The organism is Vibrio diazotrophicus (assembly GCF_038452265.1).
GTDB lineage: Bacteria > Pseudomonadota > Gammaproteobacteria > Enterobacterales > Vibrionaceae > Vibrio > Vibrio diazotrophicus.
Genome location: NZ_CP151843.1, coordinates 1,033,875 through 1,059,887, shown reverse-complemented (window position 1 = coordinate 1,059,887; position 26,013 = coordinate 1,033,875). Strand labels below are relative to the sequence as shown.

Annotated in this window: 22 protein-coding genes; 14 read left to right on the top strand and 8 right to left on the bottom strand. The window is 43.2% G+C overall.

Features of this window, described 5'->3' with window-relative positions:
* Positions 1-48: 48 nt before the first annotated feature.
* A complete protein-coding gene (gene malF, locus AAGA51_RS20040) occupies positions 49-1,623 on the top strand; it encodes a maltose ABC transporter permease MalF (RefSeq protein WP_042485615.1) in 1,575 nt (524 codons plus the stop codon).
* 11 nt (positions 1,624-1,634) lie between these two features.
* Positions 1,635-2,525, top strand: coding sequence for a maltose ABC transporter permease MalG (gene malG / locus AAGA51_RS20035; RefSeq protein WP_042485617.1), 891 nt, complete (start codon positions 1,635-1,637; stop codon positions 2,523-2,525).
* 314 nt (positions 2,526-2,839) lie between these two features.
* Here the strand turns inward: malG and AAGA51_RS20030 are convergent, their stop codons facing one another.
* Entirely contained in the window at positions 2,840-4,837 is a 1,998-nt protein-coding gene (locus AAGA51_RS20030; RefSeq protein ID WP_042485620.1) for a phytase, read from the bottom strand.
* Between the two features lie 295 nt (positions 4,838-5,132).
* On the opposite strand from AAGA51_RS20030, the gene AAGA51_RS20025 reads away from it, so the two are divergent.
* Positions 5,133-6,095 (top strand): hypothetical protein, encoded by a 963-nt coding sequence (locus tag AAGA51_RS20025; RefSeq protein ID WP_052404590.1) that lies wholly within the window; start codon positions 5,133-5,135, stop codon positions 6,093-6,095.
* A gap of 5 nt (positions 6,096-6,100) precedes the next feature.
* Positions 6,101-7,108, top strand: coding sequence for an AraC family transcriptional regulator (locus tag AAGA51_RS20020; protein ID WP_167828605.1), 1,008 nt, complete (start codon positions 6,101-6,103; stop codon positions 7,106-7,108).
* A gap of 17 nt (positions 7,109-7,125) precedes the next feature.
* Here AAGA51_RS20020 and AAGA51_RS20015 read toward each other — a convergent pair whose 3' ends face one another.
* Positions 7,126-7,812: a DNA-3-methyladenine glycosylase I gene (locus tag AAGA51_RS20015; protein WP_042485626.1), complete on the bottom strand. Its 687-nt coding sequence runs from the start codon at positions 7,810-7,812 to the stop codon at positions 7,126-7,128.
* A gap of 196 nt (positions 7,813-8,008) precedes the next feature.
* Between AAGA51_RS20015 and AAGA51_RS20010 the strand changes: the two genes are divergently transcribed.
* Positions 8,009-8,758, top strand: coding sequence for a GntR family transcriptional regulator (locus AAGA51_RS20010; RefSeq protein WP_042485629.1), 750 nt, complete (start codon positions 8,009-8,011; stop codon positions 8,756-8,758).
* Positions 8,759-8,845: 87 nt separating this feature from the next.
* Here AAGA51_RS20010 and AAGA51_RS20005 read toward each other — a convergent pair whose 3' ends face one another.
* From AAGA51_RS20005 to uxaC, 3 genes are all read right to left on the bottom strand, one after another.
* Positions 8,846-10,333: a UxaA family hydrolase gene (locus AAGA51_RS20005; protein ID WP_042485632.1), complete on the bottom strand. Its 1,488-nt coding sequence runs from the start codon at positions 10,331-10,333 to the stop codon at positions 8,846-8,848.
* Positions 10,334-10,342: 9 nt separating this feature from the next.
* Positions 10,343-11,803 (bottom strand): tagaturonate reductase, encoded by a 1,461-nt coding sequence (locus AAGA51_RS20000; RefSeq protein ID WP_042485637.1) that lies wholly within the window; start codon positions 11,801-11,803, stop codon positions 10,343-10,345.
* A 95-nt stretch (positions 11,804-11,898) separates the two neighbouring features.
* Positions 11,899-13,311 (bottom strand): glucuronate isomerase, encoded by a 1,413-nt coding sequence (gene uxaC, locus AAGA51_RS19995; protein ID WP_042485640.1) that lies wholly within the window; start codon positions 13,309-13,311, stop codon positions 11,899-11,901.
* Between the two features lie 441 nt (positions 13,312-13,752).
* On the opposite strand from uxaC, the gene AAGA51_RS19990 reads away from it, so the two are divergent.
* The 5 genes from AAGA51_RS19990 to uxuA all read left to right on the top strand — a co-directional run bounded on the left by AAGA51_RS19990 (position 13,753) and on the right by uxuA (position 19,241).
* A complete protein-coding gene (locus AAGA51_RS19990; protein WP_156102036.1) occupies positions 13,753-14,226 on the top strand; it encodes a TRAP transporter small permease in 474 nt (157 codons plus the stop codon).
* Positions 14,223-15,584: a TRAP transporter large permease gene (locus AAGA51_RS19985; RefSeq protein WP_081878707.1), complete on the top strand. Its 1,362-nt coding sequence runs from the start codon at positions 14,223-14,225 to the stop codon at positions 15,582-15,584. Before AAGA51_RS19990 ends, AAGA51_RS19985 begins: the two co-directional genes overlap by 4 nt.
* Before the next feature lie 16 nt (positions 15,585-15,600).
* Positions 15,601-16,563, top strand: a complete 963-nt coding sequence (locus AAGA51_RS19980; protein WP_042485647.1) for a TRAP transporter substrate-binding protein — start codon at positions 15,601-15,603, stop codon at positions 16,561-16,563.
* A 119-nt stretch (positions 16,564-16,682) separates the two neighbouring features.
* Positions 16,683-18,164 carry a mannitol dehydrogenase family protein gene (locus AAGA51_RS19975; protein ID WP_042485650.1) on the top strand — a complete coding sequence of 494 codons (1,482 nt, stop codon included), beginning with the start codon at positions 16,683-16,685 and terminating at the stop codon, positions 18,162-18,164.
* A gap of 3 nt (positions 18,165-18,167) precedes the next feature.
* Complete coding sequence (gene uxuA, locus AAGA51_RS19970; RefSeq protein WP_042485653.1) at positions 18,168-19,241, top strand: mannonate dehydratase; 1,074 nt, start codon at positions 18,168-18,170, stop codon at positions 19,239-19,241.
* 571 nt (positions 19,242-19,812) lie between these two features.
* On the opposite strand, the gene AAGA51_RS19965 is transcribed toward uxuA, so the two are convergent.
* The gene (locus AAGA51_RS19965) at positions 19,813-20,328 is read right to left on the bottom strand and encodes a cytochrome b/b6 domain-containing protein (protein WP_042485656.1); all 516 of its coding nucleotides are present in this window, start codon (positions 20,326-20,328) and stop codon (positions 19,813-19,815) included.
* Positions 20,321-20,593: a PepSY domain-containing protein gene (locus tag AAGA51_RS19960; protein WP_167828607.1), complete on the bottom strand. Its 273-nt coding sequence runs from the start codon at positions 20,591-20,593 to the stop codon at positions 20,321-20,323. The genes AAGA51_RS19965 and AAGA51_RS19960 overlap by 8 nt, the downstream gene beginning before the upstream one ends.
* Before the next feature lie 208 nt (positions 20,594-20,801).
* On the opposite strand from AAGA51_RS19960, the gene AAGA51_RS19955 reads away from it, so the two are divergent.
* The 3 genes from AAGA51_RS19955 to AAGA51_RS19945 all read left to right on the top strand — a co-directional run bounded on the left by AAGA51_RS19955 (position 20,802) and on the right by AAGA51_RS19945 (position 24,450).
* A complete protein-coding gene (locus tag AAGA51_RS19955; RefSeq protein WP_042485660.1) occupies positions 20,802-22,508 on the top strand; it encodes a methyl-accepting chemotaxis protein in 1,707 nt (568 codons plus the stop codon).
* A 110-nt stretch (positions 22,509-22,618) separates the two neighbouring features.
* A complete protein-coding gene (locus AAGA51_RS19950) occupies positions 22,619-23,467 on the top strand; it encodes an NAD(+)--dinitrogen-reductase ADP-D-ribosyltransferase (RefSeq protein ID WP_052404591.1) in 849 nt (282 codons plus the stop codon).
* Between the two features lie 311 nt (positions 23,468-23,778).
* Positions 23,779-24,450 (top strand): MaoC family dehydratase, encoded by a 672-nt coding sequence (locus AAGA51_RS19945; protein WP_042485663.1) that lies wholly within the window; start codon positions 23,779-23,781, stop codon positions 24,448-24,450.
* 52 nt (positions 24,451-24,502) lie between these two features.
* Here the strand turns inward: AAGA51_RS19945 and AAGA51_RS19940 are convergent, their stop codons facing one another.
* Positions 24,503-25,327, bottom strand: coding sequence for a phosphate ABC transporter substrate-binding protein (locus AAGA51_RS19940; RefSeq protein ID WP_081878708.1), 825 nt, complete (start codon positions 25,325-25,327; stop codon positions 24,503-24,505).
* 303 nt (positions 25,328-25,630) lie between these two features.
* Here AAGA51_RS19940 and AAGA51_RS19935 point away from each other — a divergent pair, with 303 nt between their 5' ends.
* Complete coding sequence (locus AAGA51_RS19935; protein ID WP_042485671.1) at positions 25,631-25,984, top strand: DUF3024 domain-containing protein; 354 nt, start codon at positions 25,631-25,633, stop codon at positions 25,982-25,984.
* Positions 25,985-26,013 lie beyond the last annotated feature (29 nt).

Here is a 26,013-nt window from a genome sequence, read left to right as displayed (position 1 = left end):
GGTAACTCCTCCCTACTTTCTCAGTTTATTTCGCTAGCAGGTTGTACTATGCAGTCAGTTCAAGGTTCAGAAGCGATGCCAACACCATCAACACCGTCATCTTCTAATAAGCGTGCACTACTTAAGTGGGCTGCGTTAGGGACTGTTGGTGTGGTCAATGGTTATGCATCCATTCTTATGTATTCGCGCGGTGAGTCTGCCTTTGCGTTACTTACTCTCTTTCTTACCGCATTAGCACTCTATATTTTTGGCAGTAAGAAAACTTACGCCCATCGCTATATCTACCCAGGTGTCGCGGGGATGATTCTGTTCATCCTTTTCCCTTTGGCGTACACCGTTAACTTGGCTTTCACCAACTATAGCGCTAAGAACCAACTCTCTTTAGAACGTGCTCAATCTGTATTGATGGATAGAACGTTCCAGAGCGGTCAAAGCTACTCATTTGACCTATATGAGACCGGCTCAGGTTTTCAAATTACGATTCAAGATGGTGATACTCAATATGTGACGGAAGCATTTTCGTTGAATGCTGCAAGTCGAGAGTTAAACCTTACGCCTGCTGAACAGCCTGTATCAGGTAAAAAAGCACCAATTAAAACCATTATTAGCAATCGCTCTACTTTGAGTGAATTCGACCTCCATTTCCCTGATGGTAATGACATTCGCATGAGCGGCTTACGTAAGTTCGCTGCGGTATTACCGCTTTACAAAATGCACGAAGACGGCGTTACTCTGACTAACCAAGAAACTGGTGAAGTACTGCGTCCAAACATGGATGTCGGTTTCTACCAACCTGTAGATGAGAGTGGCCAGTTTGTTGGCTCAACGGTATCACCAGGTTTTGTTGTCTCTATCGGTACTCATAACTTTGAACGTGTATGGAAAGATGACGGTATTAAAGAACCCTTTATCAGCATCTTTATTTGGACGGTGATTTTCTCTCTATTGACTGTCGTGTTCACTCTGCTTATCGGCCTAGTGCTTGCGAGCGTTGTACAGTGGGAAGCGTTGAAAGGTCGAGCGATTTACCGAGTTCTATTAATTCTTCCATACGCGGTACCTGCTTTCATTTCGATTCTGATTTTTAAAGGTTTGTTTAACCAAAGCTTCGGTGAAATCAATATGGTACTCGAAGCGATGTTTGGTATCAGCCCGTCTTGGTTCTCTGAGCCGTTACTTGCTAAAACCATGGTGTTGATTGTTAACACATGGCTAGGTTTCCCTTACATGATGATCTTATGTATGGGGCTTCTAAAAGCAATACCAGATGATTTATACGAAGCATCGGCAATTGATGGTTCAAACTTTATGAGCAACTTTACTCGTATCACATTGCCTTTGATGATAAAGCCAATGACGCCGCTTCTAATTGCGAGTTTTGCATTCAACTTCAATAACTTTGTGATGATTCAACTGTTAACGCAAGGTGGTCCGAATATGATTGGTACTTCTGAGCCTGCGGGTTATACCGACCTATTGGTAAGTTATACCTACCGTATCGCGTTTGAAGGTGGCGGCGGTCAAGATTTCGGTCTGGCGAGTGCAATCGCAACATTGATCTTCTTGTTAGTAGGTGGTTTAGCACTACTCAACCTTCGTTTCACTAAGCTTGAGCAAGATTAAGGAGTCGCACAATGGCTATGGTTCAAGGTAAAACCTTAAAATACAGAGTGTTGGCGACGCATATTGCGCTGTGTACATTCTTAGCGTTAATCATTTTCCCACTGCTGATGATCGTGGCGATTTCTTTCCGTGAGGGTAACTTTGCAACAGGTAGTTTAATTCCTGAGAATCCGTCTCTTGAGCACTGGAAACTGGCGCTCGGTATCGCGGTAGAAAATGCGGATGGAACAGTAACACCGCCTCCATTCCCTGTTCTAACGTGGTTATGGAACTCAGTTAAAGTTGCAGCAATCAGTTCAGTGTTGATCGTCGCGCTATCTACAACTTCTGCTTATGCATTTGCTCGTATGAAGTTCAAAGGTAAGAGCACTATCTTGAAAGCAATGATGATTTTCCAGATGTTCCCTGCAGTATTGGCGCTGGTGGCTCTATACGCATTGTTTGATAAGTTGGGTCAATACATTCCATTCCTTGGTTTGAACACTCACGGCGGTTTGATTTTCTCTTACTTGGGCGGTATCGCGCTGCATGTTTGGACTATCAAAGGCTACTTTGAAACGATTGACCTTTCATTGGAAGAAGCGGCAGCACTTGACGGCGCAACACCATGGCAAGCATTCCGCCTAGTACTTTTACCGCTTTCCGTACCGATTCTGGCAGTTGTGTTTATTCTCTCATTTATCGGTGTTGTGGGTGAGGTTCCAGTGGCATCTTTGCTACTTTCTGATGTAAACTCATACACACTTGCGGTTGGTATGCAGCAGTATTTGTACCCTCAAAACTACTTATGGGGAGACTTTGCGGCAGCGGCAGTTTTATCTGCTTTACCAATTACTATCGTATTCTTGCTTGCGCAGCGTTGGCTAGTCGGAGGACTAACGGCCGGCGGTGTGAAAGGATAACAACGATAAGGGCGACTGTAAGGTCGCCCATTTTGTGTCTGCTTAACAACTTGGTTTGGCCGCTGATCAGTTAAGTTAGATACATAACTTCTGGCGTTACGCATAGCTGGCTGTTAGCTCAATTCCTTACTGTAAATGACTAACGGTTTTTGTAACCATGACCTGAGCTCTGCTCAGGTTTTTTTATATCTGTGAATGTCAGATCACGATGCGCCTGTTAGGGCGCTGCTGGTAAGAAAGCCTTATAGGCGCATATGAAAAACCTCCGGCTATGCCGGAGGATATTAGTGGTACGAGAACGGGTATCGAGGGACTTATTTGGCAATACTACGCCAGTCGACGATTTTGAAGTTCTGATTCACAGAGTGATATTCCTTATCAACGTTGAAGCCGTCTTGCGCGATAAAAATGCCGTTCGGGTATTGGCTACCGAGTGGCGTCGCGACAGCATGAATACCATCTGTTTCGCTAGCACCATCAACACCGATACTGTCATCACCGATCACAGCAAAGGAATACGCAAATTTACCATTTTGATTGAGGTCAAAGACCGCATAAGAGTGACTGCCTTGGCTTGACGCAATCAAAAGGTTGTCTTGACCGTTTTGGTACAGGCTTAACCCTTCTACATCATCTGTGATTTGCTTACCGTCTATTTTTGCGAGAAGCTTCGCTTCTGTTGAACCGTTTTCTCGTGCATCAAACTGCCATATCGCGTTGTCTTCTTCACCGACATAAAGGGTTTGAGTTTTATCATCAACCACACAACCTTCGGGCTGCGTTGGTACTGATACCCTACGAACCATTTCTCCAGTCGCATAACCGTTGTTCAGAGTGATTTTCCACTGTTCTACGATGCCATTCTTACCGTTAACGTAAACATAAGGTGTGCCTTCTGTGCTTTGCCCCATACATAGGCCATAAACCTCATCGACTTGAGAAACCAGTTCTGGTTCTTCCTGATGTACGTTTTTACCTTTAGCTGGAAGTACTTTAATTGGTTCGTCACCCTCAGTGATCGTGTATAGCGCGATGGTATTGAGTTCTCGGTTCGATGCAGCGGCTAAATCTACGTTATTGCCTTTGCTATCAATCAGATTCTGACGAATATCGATGTTGTTTGGTTTACCAGCTTTCAAGAACTGTACTTCTTCGCCGTTGAGACGATAAGCCATTAAGCCTTTTTTCTTGTTGGTTGCAATAATGAGGCTCTGATCGGGGTTGTTCACGTTGAGCCAAAACGCTGGATCGTCTGCCGCATCACCACTTTTGTTGACAGGTTGAGTTTCAGCGCTCGCTTTAACAATTCGGATCCCCTCAACCTTCATTTCTTTGGGTGGGACTGTGTTTGCAACTTTGTAACCTACAATTTTTGAGAGTTCATCAAAGTTTACAGATTGATACACAGGCTCATCGGCTTCAGTGTTGCCAATCCAAAGCTCGTTTTTACCTACACTGACCAACTTCGCTTCCTCAACACCTTCGATATTGAATGAAGCTAACTGCTTATGAGTTTGTGAATCGAAGAGGAAGAAACCATTACCTTCATCCGCAACAACCAGAGTAGCTTTGCCACCAGCGTGATTGATGATGTCTATGTTTTCGATCTCTTTTAAAGAACCTAGCGGTTCAACAACATTGACCAACTGACGCTCTGTAACGTTTTCAGGGTCGTTGCCATAAGACCAGATACCTAGATCCTGCTCCAAAACGTATAGCTTGCCATTAACATCATCAGATACACAGCCACTTAATTCTCCACCAATTTGCAGTTCACGGACTGGAGAAGCTTTGCCTTCGATATTAAATAGGCTAGTCACCCGATTATCGTCGTACATCAGTTTAAACTGAGCCACTAATCCACTTTCTGAGTAACCAATCACGCTCACCGTGCCCGTGGTTACATTCTTAATTAAACACACACCTTCCGGTTTAAAGCTAAGTGGAATTCGACCGACTTCTTTAAGAGGTTGTGCGCTATTAGCATCGATAGCGTAAAGCGCAATAGCATCACTATCAGGAAGGCCAATAGCAGCGATATCAATACTTTTGCCTGAATCTGATTGCAACTCGTAACGAACATCTACCCCTAATGCGGGTTCAGAATCAATACGCTGAATTTCCATTCCTTTGTCATTATAAACGGCCACACCATCATCTTCTAAGCTCGCAATAAGCAGCGAAGCTGACTTCGACTGCCATACTGCGCTGTCAGCAATATCCTCGTAACTCGTTTGTGTTGAGTTAGCAGCATAGCTGCTGGTTGCTAGTGTCAGCGCTGTTGCGATAACCGAATATTTAAAAACAGACATTACTAATCCTCAATATGAATGAACGTCAGCGAAGTTAAGCGCGAAATATAAAGATTTTGTGACGGGAAACTTTAATCAAATTGAAAATCAATAAGTTACCTTTTGGTTTGAGTGGCTGTGAGCTCATTGGCTGAGACGGAATTTAAGCTTTATCAAGGCATGAAAGCAGTTGAGTTTTGTTATTTCACGAATTTTGGGCTGAAAACAAGAGAATAGGTGAGCTAATTGGACTTTTAATGTCACAAATTCGTCATACATGCTGGGTAAAACTGACGAGGTAAACTAGGGAGAAACTATGAATCGTTGGTTCCAACAACAACTGTGGAAAATTGGTCAATTTACTTATTGTCTTATTCCTCATCGTCACTGGTTATATTTATGGGCTATTGCAACTATCAGCTTATGGTATTTTAACTTTAGCCAGGGTGAGATTAAGGGTTCACAACAGTGGATGTGGCTCGACATTCTCGGTGAAGGTTCAATGACGTTGTTTATCAGCATCTGGCTGGTGGTCATTTTGGCTTGTCGAGAGGCTGGTAGAGTGACACAGTTTTTGGCATTAGGTCTTCTTGGCGTGTACATATCTTGTTTGCAGGATTTGTTAGACGAGTTTTATGAGCTTGGCGATGCAGCGTATTATTGGGATAGCTTGGTTGAATCTCTTCCTATCGGGGTTATCTTTTTAACTATCGGTTGGATGGGCTGGTATCGTGAGCAGAGCCAATTAAGACAATACCTACTGCAACGCAGACACCAGTTTCAGAACAGTTCCAAGCTGCATATGGATAGTTTTCTTCCCCGATTTGATCAATTACAAGCATTTATGAACTCACAGCCGGACGAATTTTTGTCAGGTGAGATTATGGGTTTTATTCTCGATGAGAGTGAAGTGAAGGATGCCGCTCAGCTTAAAGTACTGCGCCGACGTTTTGCCGATTTAATGATGCTCAATTTGCCTGAATCTACCCAGCTTTATCATTTGTCCGGTGAGCATTATGTTTTATTCATGCCTCACCGTGATAGCTTCTCAATCAAATGTGAACGCTTGCTCATGCAACATCTGCGCAGCGCTCAAATTTATTCTGATTCGGGTCTGTTACCCATAACATTCGGTGTGACTTTGACGCGACGCGAGCTTTGTAAAAGCTGTAACAGCAATAATCTCTCTAGCTACATACGTGATCTATTCAATGCTCATCAAAGGACAGAGCGTGCTGCTGAATTGAAGACTCAAAATCAAGAATTACCACTGGGTTGATGGATATGGATGCTCCCAAATGGAAGACTCTGAACTCACCCTTTGTTTCTCCTTGTTCTGGGGCTGCACAATTACACGACTTACAGTGTGCCAATGGAGAACATACAGACATAGTGTTGCGAAAAACTAAGCTGTTTCATTCCGATCTTCTGAAGTTGGATAAACAGATTTCTCCCAAGCAGTATGCCCAATTGTGCTTTAATGCAACCTTAAGCAGTGGTTGTGCTGAGTTAGCGATAAAGCTTGGTCGACAAGTGTTACCCAGTGCGCTCGGACCTTGGGCAAGCGGCCTTATTCACGCACCGGATTTGGGTCGAGCGCTCGATTTTCTTATATCGACAACCTATCGTTGGTCGCCGCTTATTGATATACAGCGGCGCATTGAGAATGGGAAAGCGCATTACTTGGTATACGATGCGTACGGACTTCTAGATGATCCTCTGCTTAAACAGTTTGTTATGTTGTCTACATTTGAGGCTGTTCGTCAAAGTTGCGAATGGTTGGCGGGGAAAAATGTTTGTGCTCACTGGCAGTATACGTTTGAAGGCAGTGGAGAAAAACTGCAATGGGAGGCCTTTTCTTCGTTGGGTGAACTTGCTTTGTTTAATCAACCTTATTCCGCGTTCTCAATCTCTGAAATGTTGTTAGCAACACCACTAAATCAGTCATGCAGTTCTATCTACCACGCTACTCAGAAAAAGGTATTGCACGAAAAATCCAACTCCACAGGTATTGTTGAAATTGTTCGAGTCAAAGTAAACGACTCGATTCAGAATATACCCAGTATGGAAGACATTGCTCGTAGCATGAGTATCAGTACAGCAACATTAAAACGTAACTTAAAGCAGCATAACACCAGCTATCAGAGTATCGTCGATGATTGCAGATCTAAGACAACATACTTCTTACTCAACAACAAAAACATGAGTGAGAAAGAGGTGGCTCAACACCTTAATTTTTATGATGTGAGCAACCTAAGACGAGCCATGAAAAAATGGCTCGTCTTAGGCTAACCACTGGAAGCTGAGTTCTAAACGCGATTATCGCCTGTACTGTATGCAATGATCTGACTTATCTCGCTTAGGCTACGTCCTGACTCTTCACTCCATTGACAGAATGCTTGATTGGAAGCGGTCATTGCACGTTTAGTTGTCTTAGCGCTATCAATGATGCCGGTGTTACGAAGGTACGCTTCAACATCGGTAGACAAGATAAAAGTATCGGCTCCCATCGTACGCAGTGTGTATGGCCCTGTATTGCCACCTAAGCGGTCACCGTGTTTTTTCATGTGCTCCCAAAGACCGGTAATGTTGTCTAGCGGCCAGTTTGCCACCATCTCACTGAAAGAACCGTGTTCGGCTCTAGCTTCATAAATCATACGGGCATTGCGCGGAATCGACATGACTTTGATTAAATGTCGGATGATGCGCGGATCTTGCGCTTTTTCTTCCCACACTTCGTCAGATAGCATCAGCAAAGGCTCAATTTTGAAGCCGAAGAAAAGCTCTTCGAAGTTTGGCCATTTCTTTCTCACTACATCCCAAGAGATGCCAGATTGAAACACTTTCATGCTGAACGCAGATAACCAACGGTCTTCAGGTACTGCTGCAAGTTCTGTTTTACTTAATGGCGTACTAAGCAGTTTTTCTAATTGGTCTTCGCCACCTTTACGATCGACCGCTCGTTGATAAATGGATGAAAATTTCTCGATTGTCATGTTTGAAGACTCTTGTTTAGTTTTAGAAATAAATACTAGCAAAGGGATAACCGTTCGGCACGCGAAAGAAGGATTGGACGTGTTGCGAGTCATTTTTAAAATTTTGAAATCAGACCATAGTTTTGACTATCGATTGGAATACTATCTATGGTAAGCTGGCGCTAAATTGGTATAACAAGTGGTTTAAGAGATTAATATGGAACCGAATATTAAGCTTTATCAAAAAATCGCCAATCACTTTAAAACGGAAATCTTTAATGGCGTTTACAAAGTTGGGGATATGCTTCCTGCTGAACGAGTGATCGCTGAGCAGATGGAAGTGAGTAGAACTGTGATTCGTGAAGCAATGATAATGCTTGAAGTTGAAGGCTACGTTGAGGTGCGTAAAGGCTCGGGTATCCGAGTAATTAACACGCAGGTTGACAACGTAGTACCGGACATCGCGCAGGCGGTGGGCGATTTCGGTTTCATGCTCACTTGTGGTCCGTTTGAACTGCTACAGGCTCGTCAGTTATTTGAAAGCAATATCGCTGAATTTGCCGCGACTCAAGCGACCAAACAAGATCTGGTTGCTCTGATGAAGATTCAAGAACAAGCGAAGCAAGACGATTACTCGCGTGATTCCTACTGGGATATTGAATTTCATATTCAGATGGCCCGCTGTACACAAAACTCAGTCGTGGTACATATTGCGGAGATGTTGTCGAAACATCGTGAAAACAACCCATATTGGAAGAAGCTTCACGAGCACATTGAAGACAATAAGATTCGCAGCTGGTGCAGCGATCACGATGAAATTGTAAAAGCGTTAATCAAGCGAGATGCGGTAGCTGCACGTCAGGCAGCTTGGCAGCACATTGAAAATACTAAGATTATGCTGTTTGATGCTTCCAATGATGATTATGATCGTTTCTTGTTCTCAGAAAGCCCGATTACGACGTCATAGAAGTCGCGTTATTCGACTGTAAACGCAATAAAAGAACTGAAAAACAAAGGCTACCCGAAGGTAGCCTTTGTTTTTCAACACATCTTATTAAAGCGTTACGCCGCTTTTGAATACGGCGATTTCTCGGAACTCATTGATTTCATTGCGCGTCGGCTCACCATTTACGAAGCTGGTGACCTTATTGACAAACTCTTCAAGCAAGGTATCCATTGATGTGCCTTCTACTAGCGTACCGGCATTAAAGTCAATCCAGTGTGGCTTGCGGCGTGCTAAGTCACTATTGGTGGCTAATTTCAATGTAGGTACAGGGCCACCATAAGGTGTACCACGACCAGTACTGAACAGCACCATATGACAACCAGCCATCGCAAGAGCCGAGGTCGCGATAGCATCGTTACCCGGCGCACTCAGTAGGTTTAGACCTGGTTTGGTCAAGCGTTCACCGTATTTCAAGACATCCATTACCTGACTTGAGCCAGCCTTTTGCGTACAACCCAAAGATTTCTCTTCTAAAGTTGAAATGCCACCGGCCTTGTTACCCGGAGATGGATTTTCATAAATAGGCTGTTTGTGATCGATAAAATACTGCTTGAAGTTATTGATCATGGATACCGTCTCGTCGAACACACTCTCGTCGGCGCAGCGGCTCATCAGAATATGCTCTGCACCAAACATCTCTGGTACTTCGGTCAGTACTGTGGTGCCGCCATGGGTGACAAGGTAATCCGAGAAACGGCCAAGCAGAGGGTTAGCAGTGATGCCAGAGAAGCCATCAGATCCGCCACACTCTAAACCAAAACGAACTTCGCTCAGGTTGCCGGCAACTCGCTGGTCTTTAGACATCACTTCATACAGCTTTTTCATCAGCTCAACGCCGTATTCCACTTCATCATCTTGCTTTTGGCAGATCATAAATTGAACACGTTGTTCGTCGTATTCACCGAGTGTATCTTTAAACGCGTTCACTTGGTTGTTTTCACACCCTAATCCCACCACTAAAACACCGCCAGAGTTAGAGTGTTTCACCAAGTTCTGCAGCAGAATCTTAGTGTTGTTGTGGTCGTCCCCAAGTTGTGAGCAGCCATATTGGTGAGTGAACACTTGCACGCCATCGATAGCTGACATGTCGACTTCAGACTCAAACTGCTTTTTCATCATGTTAGCCATAGCGTTTACACAGCCAACGGTTGGGATGATCCAAAGCTCGTTACGAATTCCGACATCACCGTTTGAGCGACGGTAGATATTTACTGGCTTATTTTCCAATGCGCTATGTACGTTTTGGAATTCAGGTTGGTATTGGTATTCGTTTAAATCGCTCAAGTTGGTGCGAATGTTATCCTGATAAACACGGTGGCCTAGCTCTATGGTTTGCAACGCATGTCCGATAGGGCAACCATATTTAATTATCTGGTCATTTTGAGCAAAAGTTTGCAGCGCCACTTTGTGTGCTTGAGGAATATCCTCTTGCAACGTTATTTCCTGCTCATCCACAACTAATGTTGTGCCAGCACTTAAGTCTTTTAGTGCAACGGCAACATTGTCGGCTGGATGTATTTTGATAAGAGAGTTCATGCTATTTCCTTAGCAGCGATTTAACGCTCGTCGCATGCCCACTAGGCAAATTTGTTCGACGTACGCGGTTACGCATTCAGTCAGTCCCGGCACTTGATTGAGGTCTTGTCCCCAGTGCGCAGTGTTACCCAACACGGCTTCAACTAACGCGCCATAGCTTTGCTCACCTGATGACACCTTAGGCCACTCGGAAGCAAAGAAATCTAGCCATGGTTGGTCGTCATTAAGAGGGTAATTTCCGTCCTCACGTTCGCCGCGATAGAAGGTAATTAACGCTGCGAGTGCAAAGCTCATGTGACGAGGTAAATGCTCGGTCTTTTGTTGATACGCGAGTAACTGCGGCAAAATTCGGGTTTTGAATTTTGTCATACCATTAAGCGAAATAGATAACAGCAGGTGCTTGATGTAAGGGTTCTTAAAGCGATACTCCACATCTTGAGCAAAAGTTTGCAGTTCATCTTTTGGCAATGAAAGAGTAGGGATGATCTCAGAGAACATCAGTTCTTTGAGATAAGCTGCCATCTGCTCGTCAGCCATGCTTTCGCCAACCGTATCAATACCAGATTGGAATGCCACTGGTACTAGCGCGGTATGTGCACCGTTAAGAATCGCGACTTTACGCTCTTTATATGGCTTGATGTCATCAACAATCTTAATGTTGAGCGAGTGTTCTGTACTGAGCTGATCCAGACACAGTGCTTGGTTTAACCACTGTGGGCCTTGAATAACAAACAGATAGAAGTTCTCGGCACTGACCATAAAGGTATCTTTGTAGCCTAGCTCCGCTTCCAGCGTGCTCACTTCATCTTTTGGATAGCCAGTAACGATACGGTCTACCAAGGTTGAGCAGAATGTATTTGCGGCTTCTACCCAATGTTTAAATTCAACAGGAAGAGCCCAAGCCTCAATGTAGCGCCCGATAATCTCTTTCAAGCATTCGCCGTTGTAATCGATGAGTTCACAAGGAACAATGATCCAACCTTTGTCTTCATCGGCTTCAAAGTGGTTGTAGCGTTCCCATAGCATACGCGTCAGCTTGGCTGGGTAGCTGCTTGGTGGCAAATCATCAAGCTGATCGCTTTCCACAAATGCAATCCCCGCTTCCGTTGTGTTTGAGAACACAAACTGAATGTCTGGGTTACGAGCAAGTTCAAGAATGGTTTGAAAATCTTGGTAAGCAGACAGCTCTTCGTTCACAGAGTAGATAACACGGGATTGTGAGATCGCTTGGCCTGTTTCATCCAGACCACGAATCAAAGTGGTATACACACCCTGTTGAGTGTTGAGACTTGGCGGAAAATCGGTATCGATTGGACGAATAATGCTAACACCAGCATTGAGATCCGTGTGTTCGTTGAGTTGGTCAATTTGCCAGTCTAAAAATGCGCGTAAAAAATTACCTTCGCCAAATTGAATGATCTTGGTTGGGTAAGAAGGGCCGGGAAAGGTATCTCGGTTTAGCTGTTTCATAAAAGTTACCTATCGATAGGCTGCGGCTGAAACTCGGTGAAGAACATCTTTGTCAGTAGATCTTCACCAATAAGCAACGGCCGCAGAGCGTCAGATTATTTAGCTGTGATACCGAAATAGTTTTTCGCGTTGTAATAACAGATATCGCGAACCATACGGCTAAGTAGTTCGAAGTCCGCAGGTGCTTCACCATCTTCAACCCATTTGCCAATCATTTGGCAAAGGATGCGGCGGAAGTACTCGTGTCGGGTATATGACAAGAAGCTGCGGCTATCGGTTAACATACCCACGAAGCGGCTTAGAAGACCTAATTGTGCAAGCTGGGTCATCTGACGTTCCATACCGTCTTTTTGGTCGTTGAACCACCAACCAGAACCAAATTGGATTTTGCCGGCGATACTGCCGTCCTGGAAGTTGCCACACATGGTTGCCAGAACTTCGTTGTCACGTGGGTTTAGACCGTAAAGAATGGTTTTCGGTAATGCATTGTCACGGTCAAGCGCATCAAGCAGACGTGATAAAGGCAAGGCAACTAAACCATCATGGATAGAGTCAAAACCTACGTCTGGACCAAGAAGCTTGAACATACGCTGATTGTTATTACGCAGAGCGCCAATATGGTATTGCTGAACCCAGCCGCGTTTCGCGTACTGTTCACCTAGGTATACCAATACTGCCGTTTTGAACTGTGCAGTTTCAAATTCGGAAACTGTTCCGCCGCTTAAACGTTTGCTGAGGATCGCATCAAGTTCTTGCTCGGTTGAATCTTCATAGCAGACCGTATCTAGAGCGTGGTCTGATATACAACAGCCGTGGTCTGCAAAGTGTTGTAAACGTTTATCTAAAGCGCAGCACAAATCTGTAAAGCGAGAGATTTCAACATCCGCAGCTTTTGATAATGCCTCTATATAAGCAGGGAAGGTGTCCTGATGAATGTTGAATGCTTTATCTGGACGCCAGCTTGGAAGCATTTGTACTGGGAAGTCTTTGTCGTCTGCCACTTTTTTATGTGCGGCGAGGTCATCGATTGGGTCATCGGTTGTACCCACCATTTCTACATTCATCTTCTGCATGATCGAACGAGCAGAAAACTCAGGTGTTGCTAGCATCTCATTGGTTTCGTTCCACACACGCTCAGCGGTGTCTTCATTTAATACGATGTCTGAGATACCAAACGGACGGCGTAACTCTAGATGAGCCCAGTGATAAATTGGGTTACCAATTGTATAGGGAACTGTACGTGCGAATGCCAAGAACTTCTCTTTATCTGTTGCATCACCCGTACAGAAGCGCTCATCCACACCGTTAATACGCATAGCACGCCATTTATAGTGGTCACCGCGAAGCCAGATATCGGTTAAATTTTGAAATTTGTAATCCTCAGAAACCTGATGTGGCAGCAGGTGGCAGTGGTAGTCGATGATAGGTAAATCGGCTGCTACTTCGTGATATAGGCGTTTAGCGAAATCGCTACGGAGTAAGAAATCCTCCGAAAGAAAAGATGTCATACAAGTTGTCCTTATGTGTTCTACCATTTGTGTGTGATATTAAACTCATAAAAGCCAAATAAACACGATTTAAGTAGAGTTTTGATTGATTTTTGAGCTGAATTAGAGTGATTTTTGTCAAAAGTTTAAAGGTGATCATACTTTAAGTAAAAAAATGAAAGCCCGTTTCGTTTTATGATCTAGACCAATTTTTTATTGTTATACCAAATGTAGGATTACTTCGTTATCGGAACAACCGATGATTAAGTTTACGAATAACGAACTGTGATGATTGCAAGCGACACACGTTGTTCAGGGAAACGTCACCAACGGAATGGGAATGTAATGGATTATTTGTTCTGTCTGGTGGCACAAAAAACTAATTAGAGATTAATTACTATGATAATTAAGTCTATCAACTCATATATTAATAGCTTATTGCGTGTTGTTTTGAGCATGTTTATGACCGTAATGATTGTTGCGGTTGTGTGGCAAGTATTTACTCGCTTTGTCTTACAAGATCCTTCTGCCTTTACAGATGAACTTTCACGCTACTTATTAATTTGGATTGGTGTGTTAGGTGGAGCTTACACCTTCGCAATCAAACGTCATTTAGCGTTGGAACTTTTAGCGCCAAGATTGAGCCACAACGGGCAATTGGTGTTAGGTATCATCATTAACCTAATCATCATTGCTTTCGCTGCTGTCACCTTTATTTATGGCGGAACAGCGCTAGTCACAAACACACTTAAACATGGTCAGATTTCTCCTGGGATCGTGATTGGTGGTCACCACCTGTTGATTGGTTATGTTTATGTTGTTGTACCACTTGCGGGCTACATTATTTCTTACTTCGGTACTGTCGACGTTATTTCTTCAGTTCTTTCGCTTGTTAATAAAGAAGATCGAGTGGCAGCAGAAGGATATTCAAAATGACTCTGATTGATTTACTGTTTTCACAAGACTTTCTAGCGAATGCTCCTGATGCATTTTACGATTTCTTTCCTGCGGTTGTGTTGTTCGGCGTATTAGGCGTTTTACTGATTATTGGTGTGCCTATTGCCTTTGCTATCGGTATTGCAGCACTACTGACCGTTTTCATCGATTTCCCAATTGAACAGGTGACCATTCTTGTTTCGCAGAAGTTAGCCAACGGGTTAGACAACTTCGGTCTGTTAGCACTGCCATTCTTCATAGTGGCTGGTAACTTAATGAACCGAGGTGGTCTTGCTTCTCGTTTGATTAACTTTGCAATGATCTTCGGTGGCCGCTTGCCGGGTTCGTTATCGCATGTAAACGTTATGGCGAACATGTTGTTCGGTTCATTGTCAGGCTCTGCGGCTGCGTCTGCTGCTGCGGTTGGCGGCATCATGAAACCGCTACAAGAGAAACACAAATACCCAATGGATTTCTCAACTGCGGTTAACGTGGCATCTTGTCCGTCTGGCCTACTTATTCCGCCGTCAAACATTCTTATACTGTTTGCGTTGGTAAGTAGCACTTCAGTTCAGTACCTTTTTATTGCTGGTTATATCCCGGGCATCTTAATGGGCCTAAGCGTGATGTTGGGTATCTTCTTACTTGGAAAACGTTACAACATTCCTCGCGAGAAAATTATTTCAACAGAGAAGAAACGCAAAGTTATCTGGGACGCTATCCCAAGCTTAACGCTGGTTATCATCATCATGGGTGGTATCTTGGGCGGTATCTTCACGGCAACTGAAGCATCTGCAATTGCAGTTGTCTACGCTCTAATCCTTGGTTTTGCTTACCGCGAACTGAAAATGAGCGATATGTTCCCAGTGCTTGTGGACAGTGTGATCACCACTTCAATCGTATTGCTGATGGTAGCGACTTCTTCTGCAATGTCATGGGCAATGGCGAACGCCGATATTCCTACTTACATTGCTGAGTTTGTACTTGAAACCTCAACCAATCCAATCATGGTTATTCTTTTGATGAACTTGATTCTGTTGGTGGTAGGCACCTTCATGGACATGACGCCAGCAGTACTGATTTTTACCCCTATTTTCTTACCTATTGCTATCACGCTTGGTATTGACCCTATTCACTTTGGGATCATCTTAGTATTCAACTTATGTATCGGTATCTGTACACCACCAGTCGGCACTGCCTTGTTTGTTGGTTGTAGTGTTACAGGCTCGAAGTTGGGTGCTGTTGTTCCTAAATTGGCACCGCTATTCGTCCTCATGGTTATCACGTTGACGATAGTGACCTTGTTCCCTTCACTTTCATTATGGCTACCGGAACTAGCTGGTTATAAACCTCAATAATTGATAGGACTATAAAATGAAAACAACAAATAAACTTTTACTTGCTTGTACTCTTTCTACACTGATGGCAGGCAACGTTTATGCAGCTACTGTTAAGCTAGCTCATGCGTTACCAACAGAGCACCCAGTTCACGCATCCTTGGATTGGTTTGCAGCTAAAGTGACAAAAGAAACTAAGATGCGTGTAAAAGTGTATCCAAACGGTACTTTAGGTAATGAAACTGAACTACTGCAAATGGTACAAGGTGGCACGATCGGCTTCACTAAAGTGAGTGCGGCGCCACTGACTGCATTCGCGTCAGATTACAAACTACTTTCTCTACCTTACCTATATCGTGATCGCGCACAATATGATGCTGTACTTCAAGGTCCAATTGGTGAGCAAATCCTGATGTCTTCTAAAGACTCTGGCTTTATCGGTCTTGCATTCCTAGATGCAGGTGCGCGTAGCTTCTACACCGACAAACCAATTCGTACTCCAGAAGATTTGAAAGGTCTGAAAATCCGTGTACAAAACTCAGCACTTTCTATTGATACTATCAAAGCGCTAGGCGGTACTCCGGTTCCACTACCATACGGTGAGCTTTATTCTGCATTGCAACAAGGTGTTGTTGATGGTGCGGAGAACAACATTCCGTCTTACTACTCTTCTCGTCACTACGAAGTGAAGAAAACATTCTCTTACGACAAGCACACTATGGTTCCTGACGTACTAGTAGTGTCAACAGGCGTATGGGATAGCCTATCTGCAGAAGACCAAGCGAAAATTCGTGAAATCGCGAAAGAGACAGTTAAGCAGCAAGACACTAACTGGGCAAACTACGTAGAAAAAGCGAAAGCGGAACTGGTTAATCAAAACGTAACGTTTGTTGAAAGTGATATTCCTAAGTTCCAAGAAGCGGTTAAGCCTGTGTATGAAAAATTCCGTAAGGAAAACCCAGACCTAGTACCTCTTCTAGACAAGATTCAATCTATGTAATTAGAGATGTCTCTATAGCGCGGGGAATTCTCCCTGCGCTATGAGTCACTTTCTCACGCAAAATTTCCTACGCAACGAGTTCGTTTTGCGTCTACTAACATCATTTGGTTCGAATAATTATGAGATTAAGTCAAGCTCACTTATCTGCGGCTAATGCCCTAGTTCAGCCCAACGAAAATAACAAGAATGCAAAAGTTGGGATTGTACATTTGGGCTTTGGCGCTTTTCACCGCGCTCATCAGGCACTCATTACAGATGCTGTGATAAAAGAAATTGGCGGTAACTGGAAAATTGTTGGTGTTACTTGGAGCGACGCTGGTTTACAGAAAGAGTTGATCGCACAAGACAGCCTCTATTCGGTCGGTGTCGGATATAACGATCAATTAGATATCAATATTGTTGGCTCTATTGAAACTGTGTTGATGTCAGCTCAGACAGAGCAAGTATTAAGTTATATGTGTGACCCAGAGGTGAAAATTGTCTCGCTGACTGTCACAGAAAAGGGCTATTGCCACAACCCAGCGACGGGTGATTTAGACCTTTCACATCCTCTGATTCAGCATGATTTAGAAAATATTGATACACCAAAATCTGCGATCGGATTTTTGGTCTCAGCTATGCGTTGCCGTTACCTAAAAGGTGTTCAACCGTTTACACCGTTGACCTGTGACAACTTGCCAGAAAACGGTCATGTATTAGAAAAAGTGGTGTTGCAGTTTGCTAAGCAGCTGGATGCAGAGCTGCACCAATGGATTAAAGAGCACATTACTTTCCCTTGTACCATGGTCGACCGCATTGTTCCTCGTACCACAGAAAACGATATTGCTCGTGTTGAGAAAGTTTTAGGTTTAGAAGACAAAGCCAGCGTGATTACCGAACCTTTTTTACAGTGGGTAATTGAAGATAAATTTGTCAATGAACGCCCTGCGTGGGAAAAGACGTCGATCGCCAATGTTCAGGTAACGGACAACGTTGTGCCGTTTGAAGAAATGAAACTGCGTCTGCTTAACGGTACCCATTCAACGATGGCTTATCTTGGTTATTTGTCTGGTTATGAAACCATTGCGGAAACCATTCAAGACCCGAATTTTAAAACCTTTGTTCGCTATCTGATGGACGAAGAAATTACGCCATCGCTAAGCATTGAAGGCATTGACCTCGATAAGTACAAAGACCAATTGATTGAGCGTTACGAGAACAAAGGGCTGCAACACCGAACATGGCAGATTGCAATGGACGGAACGCAGAAGATCCCACAACGTTTCTTACAAACCATTCGCTATTCACTAAACAACGGCATTTCAATCAAAGGCTTATGTCTAGCGTTGGCGGGCTGGATTCGTTATGTCAGCGGTGTGAATGAACAAGGGCAGGAGATTGATGTTCAAGATCCGCTCAAACAGCAGCTTGCTCAAGTTTGGCAGCAAGCTGGCTCAGATTTAGAAAAAGCCTTAGATGGCTTCTTATCTCTTCGCAGTGTCTTTGAACAAGATCTAGCGACTAATCAAACATTTAGAGTAGAGCTGCAATCCGCGTTAGAAACACTGTTTGCAAACGGTGCTAAAGCATCGGTAGCCAGCTTCGTAGCACAGAGGAAATAATAGATGAAAATGACATTCCGTTGGTACGGAGAAGGTAACGATAAAGTTACTCTCGGCAACATTAAACAGATCCCTGGTGTAGAAGGTATCGTCTGGTCACTGCATGATATGGCGGCGGGTGAGCTATGGAGCGAAGAGCGTATCGCGAAAGAAAAAGCGATCATCGAAGCTGCGGGTTTTCATATTGATGTCGTTGAGAGTGTCAACGTTCACGAAGATATCAAACTTGGTTTGCCAACTCGTGACAAATACATTGAGAACTATAAAGAAACACTGCGTCGCCTTGCGAAAGTGGGCGTAAAAGTGGTGTGTTACAACTTTATGCCAGTGTTTGACTGGACTCGTACTGAGCTCTACAAAGAGATGGAAGACGGTTCGAATGCACTTTTCTTCGAGAAGAGCAAAATCGAAAATATCGATCCAATCGAGTTGATTGAAAAACTGTCGACCAACGTTGACGTGACTATGCCGGGTTGGGAGCCAGAGCGCTTAGCTCGTTTGAAGGAAACCTTTAAGCTGTACGAGAACTTCACGGCTGAAGATTTGTGGCGCAACCTACAATACTTCCTTGAACAAGTGATACCAGTGTGTGAAGAAGTGGGGATTAAGATGGGTATTCACCCTGACGATCCTGCATTCCCAATTTTTGGTCTGCCTCGCCTGATCATCAATAAAGAAAACATTGGCCGTTTCCTTAACCTAGTCGATAGCCCTTACAACGGTTTGAGCTTGTGTACTGGTTCATTAGGTTCTGCAAATAACGATATTCCAGACATTATTGATGCCTACCACGATCGCATTCATTTTATGCACATTCGTAACGTTAAACGTTATGACAATGGTGACTTTATTGAAGCGTCGCACCGTGCTTGTGATGGTTCTGTGGATACCGTAAAAGTCGTGCAGACTTTGCATAAATACGGTTACGATGGCTACGTGCGTCCGGATCATGGTCGTCATATTTGGGGCGAAGAAAAATGGGCGCGTCCGGGATACGGGCTTTACGACCGTGCGCTAGGTATTATGTATATTCTTGGTGTGTGGGACAGCGTAGAAAAGAACACGAAACAATCTTAAGAAAAGGAACAGACAGTTATTGAAGTGATGAAATGATTGTCTGTTGTGTAAGTGTGTCATTTCACTCATCGTGAAACACTAGCGGTGAAATGACACCTTGTTTGGGTTATCTGAACTCAAGCAAACCATCAAAACTCTCCATTAGAACCAGCATTTGTATATCAGCGAAGGTTCGTTCTCTCGATTTTTCTCTGTGTCGCTGGGATTAATTCAGAATTAAAAATTTACCCAAGTTTGGCTTAGCAGTAGCACGGTCAGTGATGATACTGAGAATAGTGCAAGGATGCCGCCTAGTTCGCGAATGTTGCTTAGTAACGTTTTTTTGCTATCAAACATGATCTCACCTTTTAAATTGTCAAGTTAACGAGATATTGGTCACACTTTACTCTTCAATATGACATAGATCAATATTGTTTGTGGTTATTTTTAGTCATTTTTGGCGTATCTAGGATTTGTCTTAGTTTTGGTGTAATTAAATTACAATTATAGGTGTGAGCTATGCTAAACAAACAGAAAGCAGCCTGACAGTTTAACTAGCAGGCTGCTTTAAATATCTAACTAAATAAATTGGTTAGCGAGAGTGTCGAGAAAATAACATGCTTTTCACGTAGGCGCGTTTCGTCCAGTGAGTCATAAATATGACCGCACTAATATGAATCGCTACAGCGAACATGGTGAGATTGGCAAATAGCTCGTGAACTTCTTCCACCCATTCTTCTCCCCAAAACATATCCAGTTGAGTTGACCACCCAGATAAGCCTGTAATGATGAGAAGTATCCACATTGTCCATATCATCACTGCGCCAGCAGGATTGTGCCCTTGATGATCATCGGACTTGGTGTGTAAAACCTGTTGTAAATGTGCTACAGCTTGAGACACTGAAGGTTTGAATGCAGATAAACGTGCAGGAGAGCGAGTGAGAAAACCCCATAAGAGCCGAACTGCTACCGCTGCCAGAACGATGTATCCCACCCATTCGTGAGTTTCACTGCCCTCTTCTGTGACAAAGTAGTTGGCGAGAAACATCGCGGCTACCGTCCAGTGTGTGAGACGAACGACAATGTCCCAAACGTAAGGTTTAGTCATCTTGTTCCTCTTTCACTTTACTCATATCCACTGGGTTGAAATAGATTTCAGTTTTTTTGCCTTCAGCGTTATATCCATAAAGCTCGTAACAGCCAGTACTGGTTTTTTTGAACTTCTTAATCTTGTAGCCCATGTCTTGAACTTGTTGTTTAGCTTGGTCAAACGACATCCATTTGGACTCAGGTTCTTTGGTACATACTGGGTCAGAAGCCATTGCCAATGAAGACACTGCCATCAATGTTGCGAGTAAGCCAGAACGGATCATTGTGTTAGTAGTCATGTTCTCTCCTTGAGAATCTCGGTTAACGATCAAAACTAAGTTTGGAGAAGATTTCTTAAGGAATGCTTAAGAATAAATTCGCTCGTATTAACCATGCGCCAAAGGTCGGTTAGATCTCATATCGTTAGAATTTTTATCGCAAATTTTTGTATCAGCTATTCTTAATTTGTTTGCTAACAATGAAGAGGCGTCTATGAGTTGGCTTAGAAACCTAACAATTACAAAAAAACTGATCGGGTTAATCGTCACTTTACTTACTTTGACCTTAATTGTTTCTTCTTATGCAGTAATAAAGATGGAGCGTGTTGCCAAAGAGATAAATGGTATTGCCCATGAAAATTTACCTTTGGTAAAGCTGGCAAGTAATATCACCATTAAACAGTTGGAAGGAGCCGTGTTGTTAGAAAAAGCCTTTCGCTTAGCGGAGATCCCTTCGGGAGAAAACCAGCAATCGATGGCTAAGTTTATCTCCCAAGTCAGGCAATCATCATTGTATTTTGACGAGGAAATCGTCGGTGCTAAGTCACTGCTTATGGAAGCAAAAAACCACGCCATTACCCCCAAGCAGTTAAACCATCTTACTCAATTAACGAGTGATTTGGCCCAGCTCGAAGAACATCATAAAAGCTATGAGAAAACCTTATTTTCTATTTTGGATGCATTGTTAGAGAAACAAGACGATGCGGCAATGGCTTCTACCGTCCATCAATTTGAGCAGACTCAACAATTACTCAACAAAGAATTGGCCGATTTTTTAGTCGGTTTAGAAAATGCGACAGAGAACGCTGTATTAATAACGGAAGAAGAAGAACACGAAGCGTTGATTGGTATGGCGACGCTTTCTGTCGCTTCGATTATTTTTGGCTTAACTGTCGGCATACTATTTAGTCGCAGAATTGTCAGTTCCATGAGTCGGGCGCGAAATGTTGCAGCGAGTATGGCGCAAGGTAACTTTGATCAAGTAATCGAAGTGAAATCGAATGATGAAATTGGTCAACTGATGTCGAGTATGAATGTGATGGCCAATTCATTAAGCAAAATGATTGGGGAAGTAATGAGCCGAACCGATGCAATTGCCGCTACCGTGACACAGCTATCTGCTGTGGCAGAGAGTAATCGGCAGGCAATGCAAGTTCAGCAAGAAAACACCGAACAAGTCGCTTCGGCCATGACTGAAATGGCCGCAACCATCACTGAGGTGGCGAGTAACGCTGACAGTGCTGCATTTGCTACTTCTCGTGCTGAAACTAATGTGAAAGAAGGCTGTTCAACTATTGATATGACACAAGAGCTGTCCGTAATGCTGGTGGAGCAAGCAAGCCAATCGCAGAACATGATTCTTGATTTAAAAAACAGCACGCAAAAGATACAAGAATTTGTGAAAGTCGTAGACGGAATATCGGAGCAGACTAACCTATTAGCTTTGAATGCCGCCATCGAATCTGCGCGAGCAGGGGAGCAAGGACGTGGGTTTGCCGTTGTCGCTGATGAAGTTCGAGCACTTGCATCTCGCAGTCAACAAGCCACGAATGAAATAGGCAACTTGATCGACATGTTAGTTAAGAGCTCAGAACACGCCCACAATGCGATGAATCAAAGTAATGAGAAAGTGCATCAAACTTCCGACTGTATTCAAGAAGCAAGGGATCAACTGAATCATATTGCCACGGCTTTGGCTGAACTTGCTGAATCCAATACTCAAGTCGCTGCTGCGAGTGAAGAACAAGCTGTTACTGCGGATGAAATAAGTCAGAATCTGATTGGAATTAAAGATTCCGGCGATAGGGTACTAGAAAGCACTGAAGAAACGGCAATGGCTAGCGAAGGATTAGCCGTACAGGCTAATGCCTTGCGTACTCTAATGTCTTCCTTCCAAGTAAGAGCGGAGTACGTTTCATAGCAGGCAAATGGGCGTGTATTTAATTCTCATGAATATATGCCTGACTTCGAAGCAGTCGTGTCAGTTATATAGAGGCTGCTTCGAGTCTTATCTATTAGTGGCGATGGTTTATGACTGAATTACATCTGCTCAAACCGAATCAATATGGTTATAGCGCAGGAGAGGAGGAGATTCTTGAACAGATATCATTGCCTCTGAACCATTGCAATGTTCCGTCTAAGTTATTGGCGAGTTTAGGCTATCAGCAAAATCCTATTTTGTTGGAAATTGATGGTTTACATCTCTGGTACCCCGCACTGCATGAGTTGCTTCAAAAGGCTGGTAATTATGAACAAAGAGCCAAGAACTTCATAAACTTCATGTCTCAACACTTTCATCTCTCATGTGTGGATGAAAGTGTGAACGAAAAGACAGCCCCTCCACCAAGGCCAAAACTCAACTATCGCCGGCTAGTTTTAGGCTGGTTGTTTGACTCTGACAATGAACAGGGAGCAGCTTGGCGAAGTTGGGTAGAGTCCAGATTTGGCTTGCTCACCTGTTTTCATAAAGTTTCATTACACGGACCTGATACATCTGAGTATTTAGATTTCAGGAAGGCGTGTTCTCGCGCCACTTATAACACCAATGAGCTCTATGCCCAGCTCGATCTGTTGTATTTCTTTTGCCAGCAAGAACTGCGCTTACGTTATCTAGGAACTGAACACTTAACTTTGTTCCGAGGTTGTCGCGAACAGGCAGAGTACAGAATTAATGGCGAAAATGTGAAACTGTTTAATAACCTGAGTTCGTTCACTACGGACCCTGAAAGTGCCTTGCGTTTCGGTTCAAAAGTGTTTGCTGTGTCTGTTCCTCTCTACAAAATTGTTTACTTCGATTCCGTCCTGCCTTGCAGCCTGCAAGGGGAGCAGGAGTTTATGGTTTTAGGGGGGCTTTACAGAGTGGATAGTCATACTCTCTAGAAGAGGCACGTAATGTGTGAGCTGCTATACAGAATTCCGATCATACTTGGTTAATATATGTACGGTTATCTAAAGTAATATTACTGATTGAAAAATAAAGGATTTGAGTTTCTGATATTTTTGTTAACTGGAGTAATTGTTCTAATGATACAAACCCTAATAAAATAATGTTTTATTAGGTAACGCGTTGTATTTTAAGTAATATACTCCATTCAGAATACGCATGTACGCTCGAAAGTTATTGCGGATTATTGTGAAGTGCTTCAAAATTAACGAATTAGTATTTCTTCTTAGTTAAGAATGAGGTTTTGATGAAAGTTGCGGATATTTTTAAACATCATGCTGAGAACTTAGTTAAGCATAATGAGTTTAAACAATTGATGCCTCCTACAGTGCGTGAGTACTGGGGAGAGTTATTGGATAAAACCAATAGCCGCCAGCTTTTTTCATGGGTGAAGGATTTTCACCAGCCAGCAAATGAAGATGTTCCTGTTGTTGAACCTATCGTATTAAAGCCAGAAGCTCAGGCGGTATATAACCAACTTGAGTCAAAGTTAGGTGAAGTTATTCATACAGGGGATTGGTTATTGGTTGATCAGAACAGAATCAACCAGTTTGGCGCAATTACGGAAGATATGCAGTGGATTCATACGGATCCTGAAAGAGCTGAAGCAGAGTCACCATTTAAAACCACGATCGCACACGGTTTTCTTACATTAGCACTATTGCCTAAATTGACCGATAGCGTTGATGAAGACAAGTTGTTATTTCCGACCGCGAAAATGATGGTGAACATTGGCCTAAACTCAGTGCGTTTCCCTTATCCCATTAAAGTGGATAGCCGTGTAAGAGCGGTAAGCACACTGTCAAAAGTGACGCCAATTAAGAAAGGTTTGGAAATTGAACGTGAAATAAAAGTTGAAATTGAAGGTGTTCGCCGCCCGGGGTGTGTCGTTACATCTGTTATTCAACTCCACTTTTAACGTATTGATTGATATAAAAAAGGAGAGCTACGGCTCTCCTTTTTTGTCATGCTTATTTGTATTTGGCTGTCGGAATATAACCATACTCTTCAATCAGTTTTTTCACTTTGTTTGACTGAATAAATTTGAATAGTTCTTTAGTTTCTTGCTTATCTTTCTCTGGGTAGTGAAGTAGCAAGAATGGACGTGATAACTGGTATTCATGGTTAGCGATGTTTTCTGCGGTTGCTTCTACACCTTCAAACTTAATTGCTTTTATAGAGCGATCAACCGAGCCTGTTGAAATAAAACCAATTGCTTGTGAATTATGGTTTACCAGTGTTTTCACCATACTGTTGCTATTGACCACTAGGTTGTTTGGACTGATGTCTGAAACCAATCTGTCTTTAATCACTTTAGTTAACCCAAGTAGACTTTCGAAACTAAAGCGTGAACCAGAAGATGCTTCGCGCGTTACTACTGCGATTTTTTGATCGTGACCACCCACTTGTTTCCAGTTAGTGATTTTACCTTTGTAGATGTCGTAAAGTTGTTCTCGAGTTAAGTTACCTACTGGGTTTGACTGGTTGACGACAACTGCGAGACCATCAAATGCGATGATGAATGTCTGCAATGACTCTTCTACTTCATCGTTCGTCAAGTAGCGAGAGCTCATTGCTACGTCAGCAACACCTTTCTTTAGCAAAGTAATACCAGCGGTAGAACCCACTCCTTGAACCGCAATATAGGTATCTTTATGGCTAGCATTATATTCTTCTGCAATCACATCCATGATGCGTGCAACAGAAGTCGATCCAGACACGTTGATTTCGCTAGCGTGCGCGAAAGGTGTCACTAAAAAAAGCGAGCAAAGAGTGGCTAGCGCAACTCGAAACATAATGGAACTCCAAGCAAAAATAAGGACAGAACTGTGGAATATCATATTGCGAATAAATGACAGTTTTATGAAAGTGTTTGATAGTACGCATAGAAATGTGGGGGGAATAGCTTTAGTGTGTTGTTGAGTCTGTTTATCTTTTTAAGTTTAGTTGTGTTCGCATTATAAATGTTCTCTTCACAGCAAAAAGTCGCAAAAGGATAAACAGACTCTATTGAGTTATACTGAGTTAACTTTAAGAGACTTGGATTGATTTGCTCTTAATGCTGTATTCGGTCACAAGATAATGGGGTATCCAAGGTCATGACGGTCGTAAACTTGTTACAGCGTCAAATTGAACGCAGGGCAGAACTTGTGTGCCATAGCCGCAATCGCAGTCTTCCTGTGGATTTAGGAAAGTCGAGTTTTGAACCGATAGATAATGGTGTGCAATTCATACAGCAGCACTACAAGCTGGACTCTGTACATAGTGAGTATTCAAGTCCGGTTGCTCGTATCGTTTGGGATGCGGATGCACGCCACTGGGAACTTTATATTCCAACCCGCGAGGATAATAGTGAAATGTGGGTTCCTTACCCGTTTCTCTCCAAAAGCTCTGATTTAACGGCAGTGATGCGTGAAATTGAGAAAGATCCGAAATCCTACTTCTGGTCGTGAGTCGAGCAAATTTTATAAATGAAAAAGGC

Excerpts from the sequence above, each read along its gene's own strand:
- malF (WP_042485615.1), top strand. The coding sequence starts at position 49 with ATGCAGTCAGTTCAAGGTTCAGAAGCGATGCCAACACCATCAACACCG.
- malG (WP_042485617.1), top strand. The coding sequence starts at position 1,635 with ATGGCTATGGTTCAAGGTAAAACCTTAAAATACAGAGTGTTGGCGACG.
- AAGA51_RS20030 (WP_042485620.1), bottom strand. The coding sequence starts at position 4,837 with ATGTCTGTTTTTAAATATTCGGTTATCGCAACAGCGCTGACACTAGCA.
- AAGA51_RS20025 (WP_052404590.1), top strand. The coding sequence starts at position 5,133 with ATGAATCGTTGGTTCCAACAACAACTGTGGAAAATTGGTCAATTTACT.
- AAGA51_RS20020 (WP_167828605.1), top strand. The coding sequence starts at position 6,101 with ATGGATGCTCCCAAATGGAAGACTCTGAACTCACCCTTTGTTTCTCCT.
- AAGA51_RS20015 (WP_042485626.1), bottom strand. The coding sequence starts at position 7,812 with ATGACAATCGAGAAATTTTCATCCATTTATCAACGAGCGGTCGATCGT.
- AAGA51_RS20010 (WP_042485629.1), top strand. The coding sequence starts at position 8,009 with ATGGAACCGAATATTAAGCTTTATCAAAAAATCGCCAATCACTTTAAA.
- AAGA51_RS20005 (WP_042485632.1), bottom strand. The coding sequence starts at position 10,333 with ATGAACTCTCTTATCAAAATACATCCAGCCGACAATGTTGCCGTTGCA.
- AAGA51_RS20000 (WP_042485637.1), bottom strand. The coding sequence starts at position 11,803 with ATGAAACAGCTAAACCGAGATACCTTTCCCGGCCCTTCTTACCCAACC.
- uxaC (WP_042485640.1), bottom strand. The coding sequence starts at position 13,311 with ATGACATCTTTTCTTTCGGAGGATTTCTTACTCCGTAGCGATTTCGCT.
- AAGA51_RS19990 (WP_156102036.1), top strand. The coding sequence starts at position 13,753 with ATGACCGTAATGATTGTTGCGGTTGTGTGGCAAGTATTTACTCGCTTT.
- AAGA51_RS19985 (WP_081878707.1), top strand. The coding sequence starts at position 14,223 with ATGACTCTGATTGATTTACTGTTTTCACAAGACTTTCTAGCGAATGCT.
- AAGA51_RS19980 (WP_042485647.1), top strand. The coding sequence starts at position 15,601 with ATGAAAACAACAAATAAACTTTTACTTGCTTGTACTCTTTCTACACTG.
- AAGA51_RS19975 (WP_042485650.1), top strand. The coding sequence starts at position 16,683 with ATGAGATTAAGTCAAGCTCACTTATCTGCGGCTAATGCCCTAGTTCAG.
- uxuA (WP_042485653.1), top strand. The coding sequence starts at position 18,168 with ATGAAAATGACATTCCGTTGGTACGGAGAAGGTAACGATAAAGTTACT.
- AAGA51_RS19965 (WP_042485656.1), bottom strand. The coding sequence starts at position 20,328 with ATGACTAAACCTTACGTTTGGGACATTGTCGTTCGTCTCACACACTGG.
- AAGA51_RS19960 (WP_167828607.1), bottom strand. The coding sequence starts at position 20,593 with ATGATCCGTTCTGGCTTACTCGCAACATTGATGGCAGTGTCTTCATTG.
- AAGA51_RS19955 (WP_042485660.1), top strand. The coding sequence starts at position 20,802 with ATGAGTTGGCTTAGAAACCTAACAATTACAAAAAAACTGATCGGGTTA.
- AAGA51_RS19950 (WP_052404591.1), top strand. The coding sequence starts at position 22,619 with ATGACTGAATTACATCTGCTCAAACCGAATCAATATGGTTATAGCGCA.
- AAGA51_RS19945 (WP_042485663.1), top strand. The coding sequence starts at position 23,779 with ATGAAAGTTGCGGATATTTTTAAACATCATGCTGAGAACTTAGTTAAG.
- AAGA51_RS19940 (WP_081878708.1), bottom strand. The coding sequence starts at position 25,327 with ATGTTTCGAGTTGCGCTAGCCACTCTTTGCTCGCTTTTTTTAGTGACA.
- AAGA51_RS19935 (WP_042485671.1), top strand. The coding sequence starts at position 25,631 with ATGACGGTCGTAAACTTGTTACAGCGTCAAATTGAACGCAGGGCAGAA.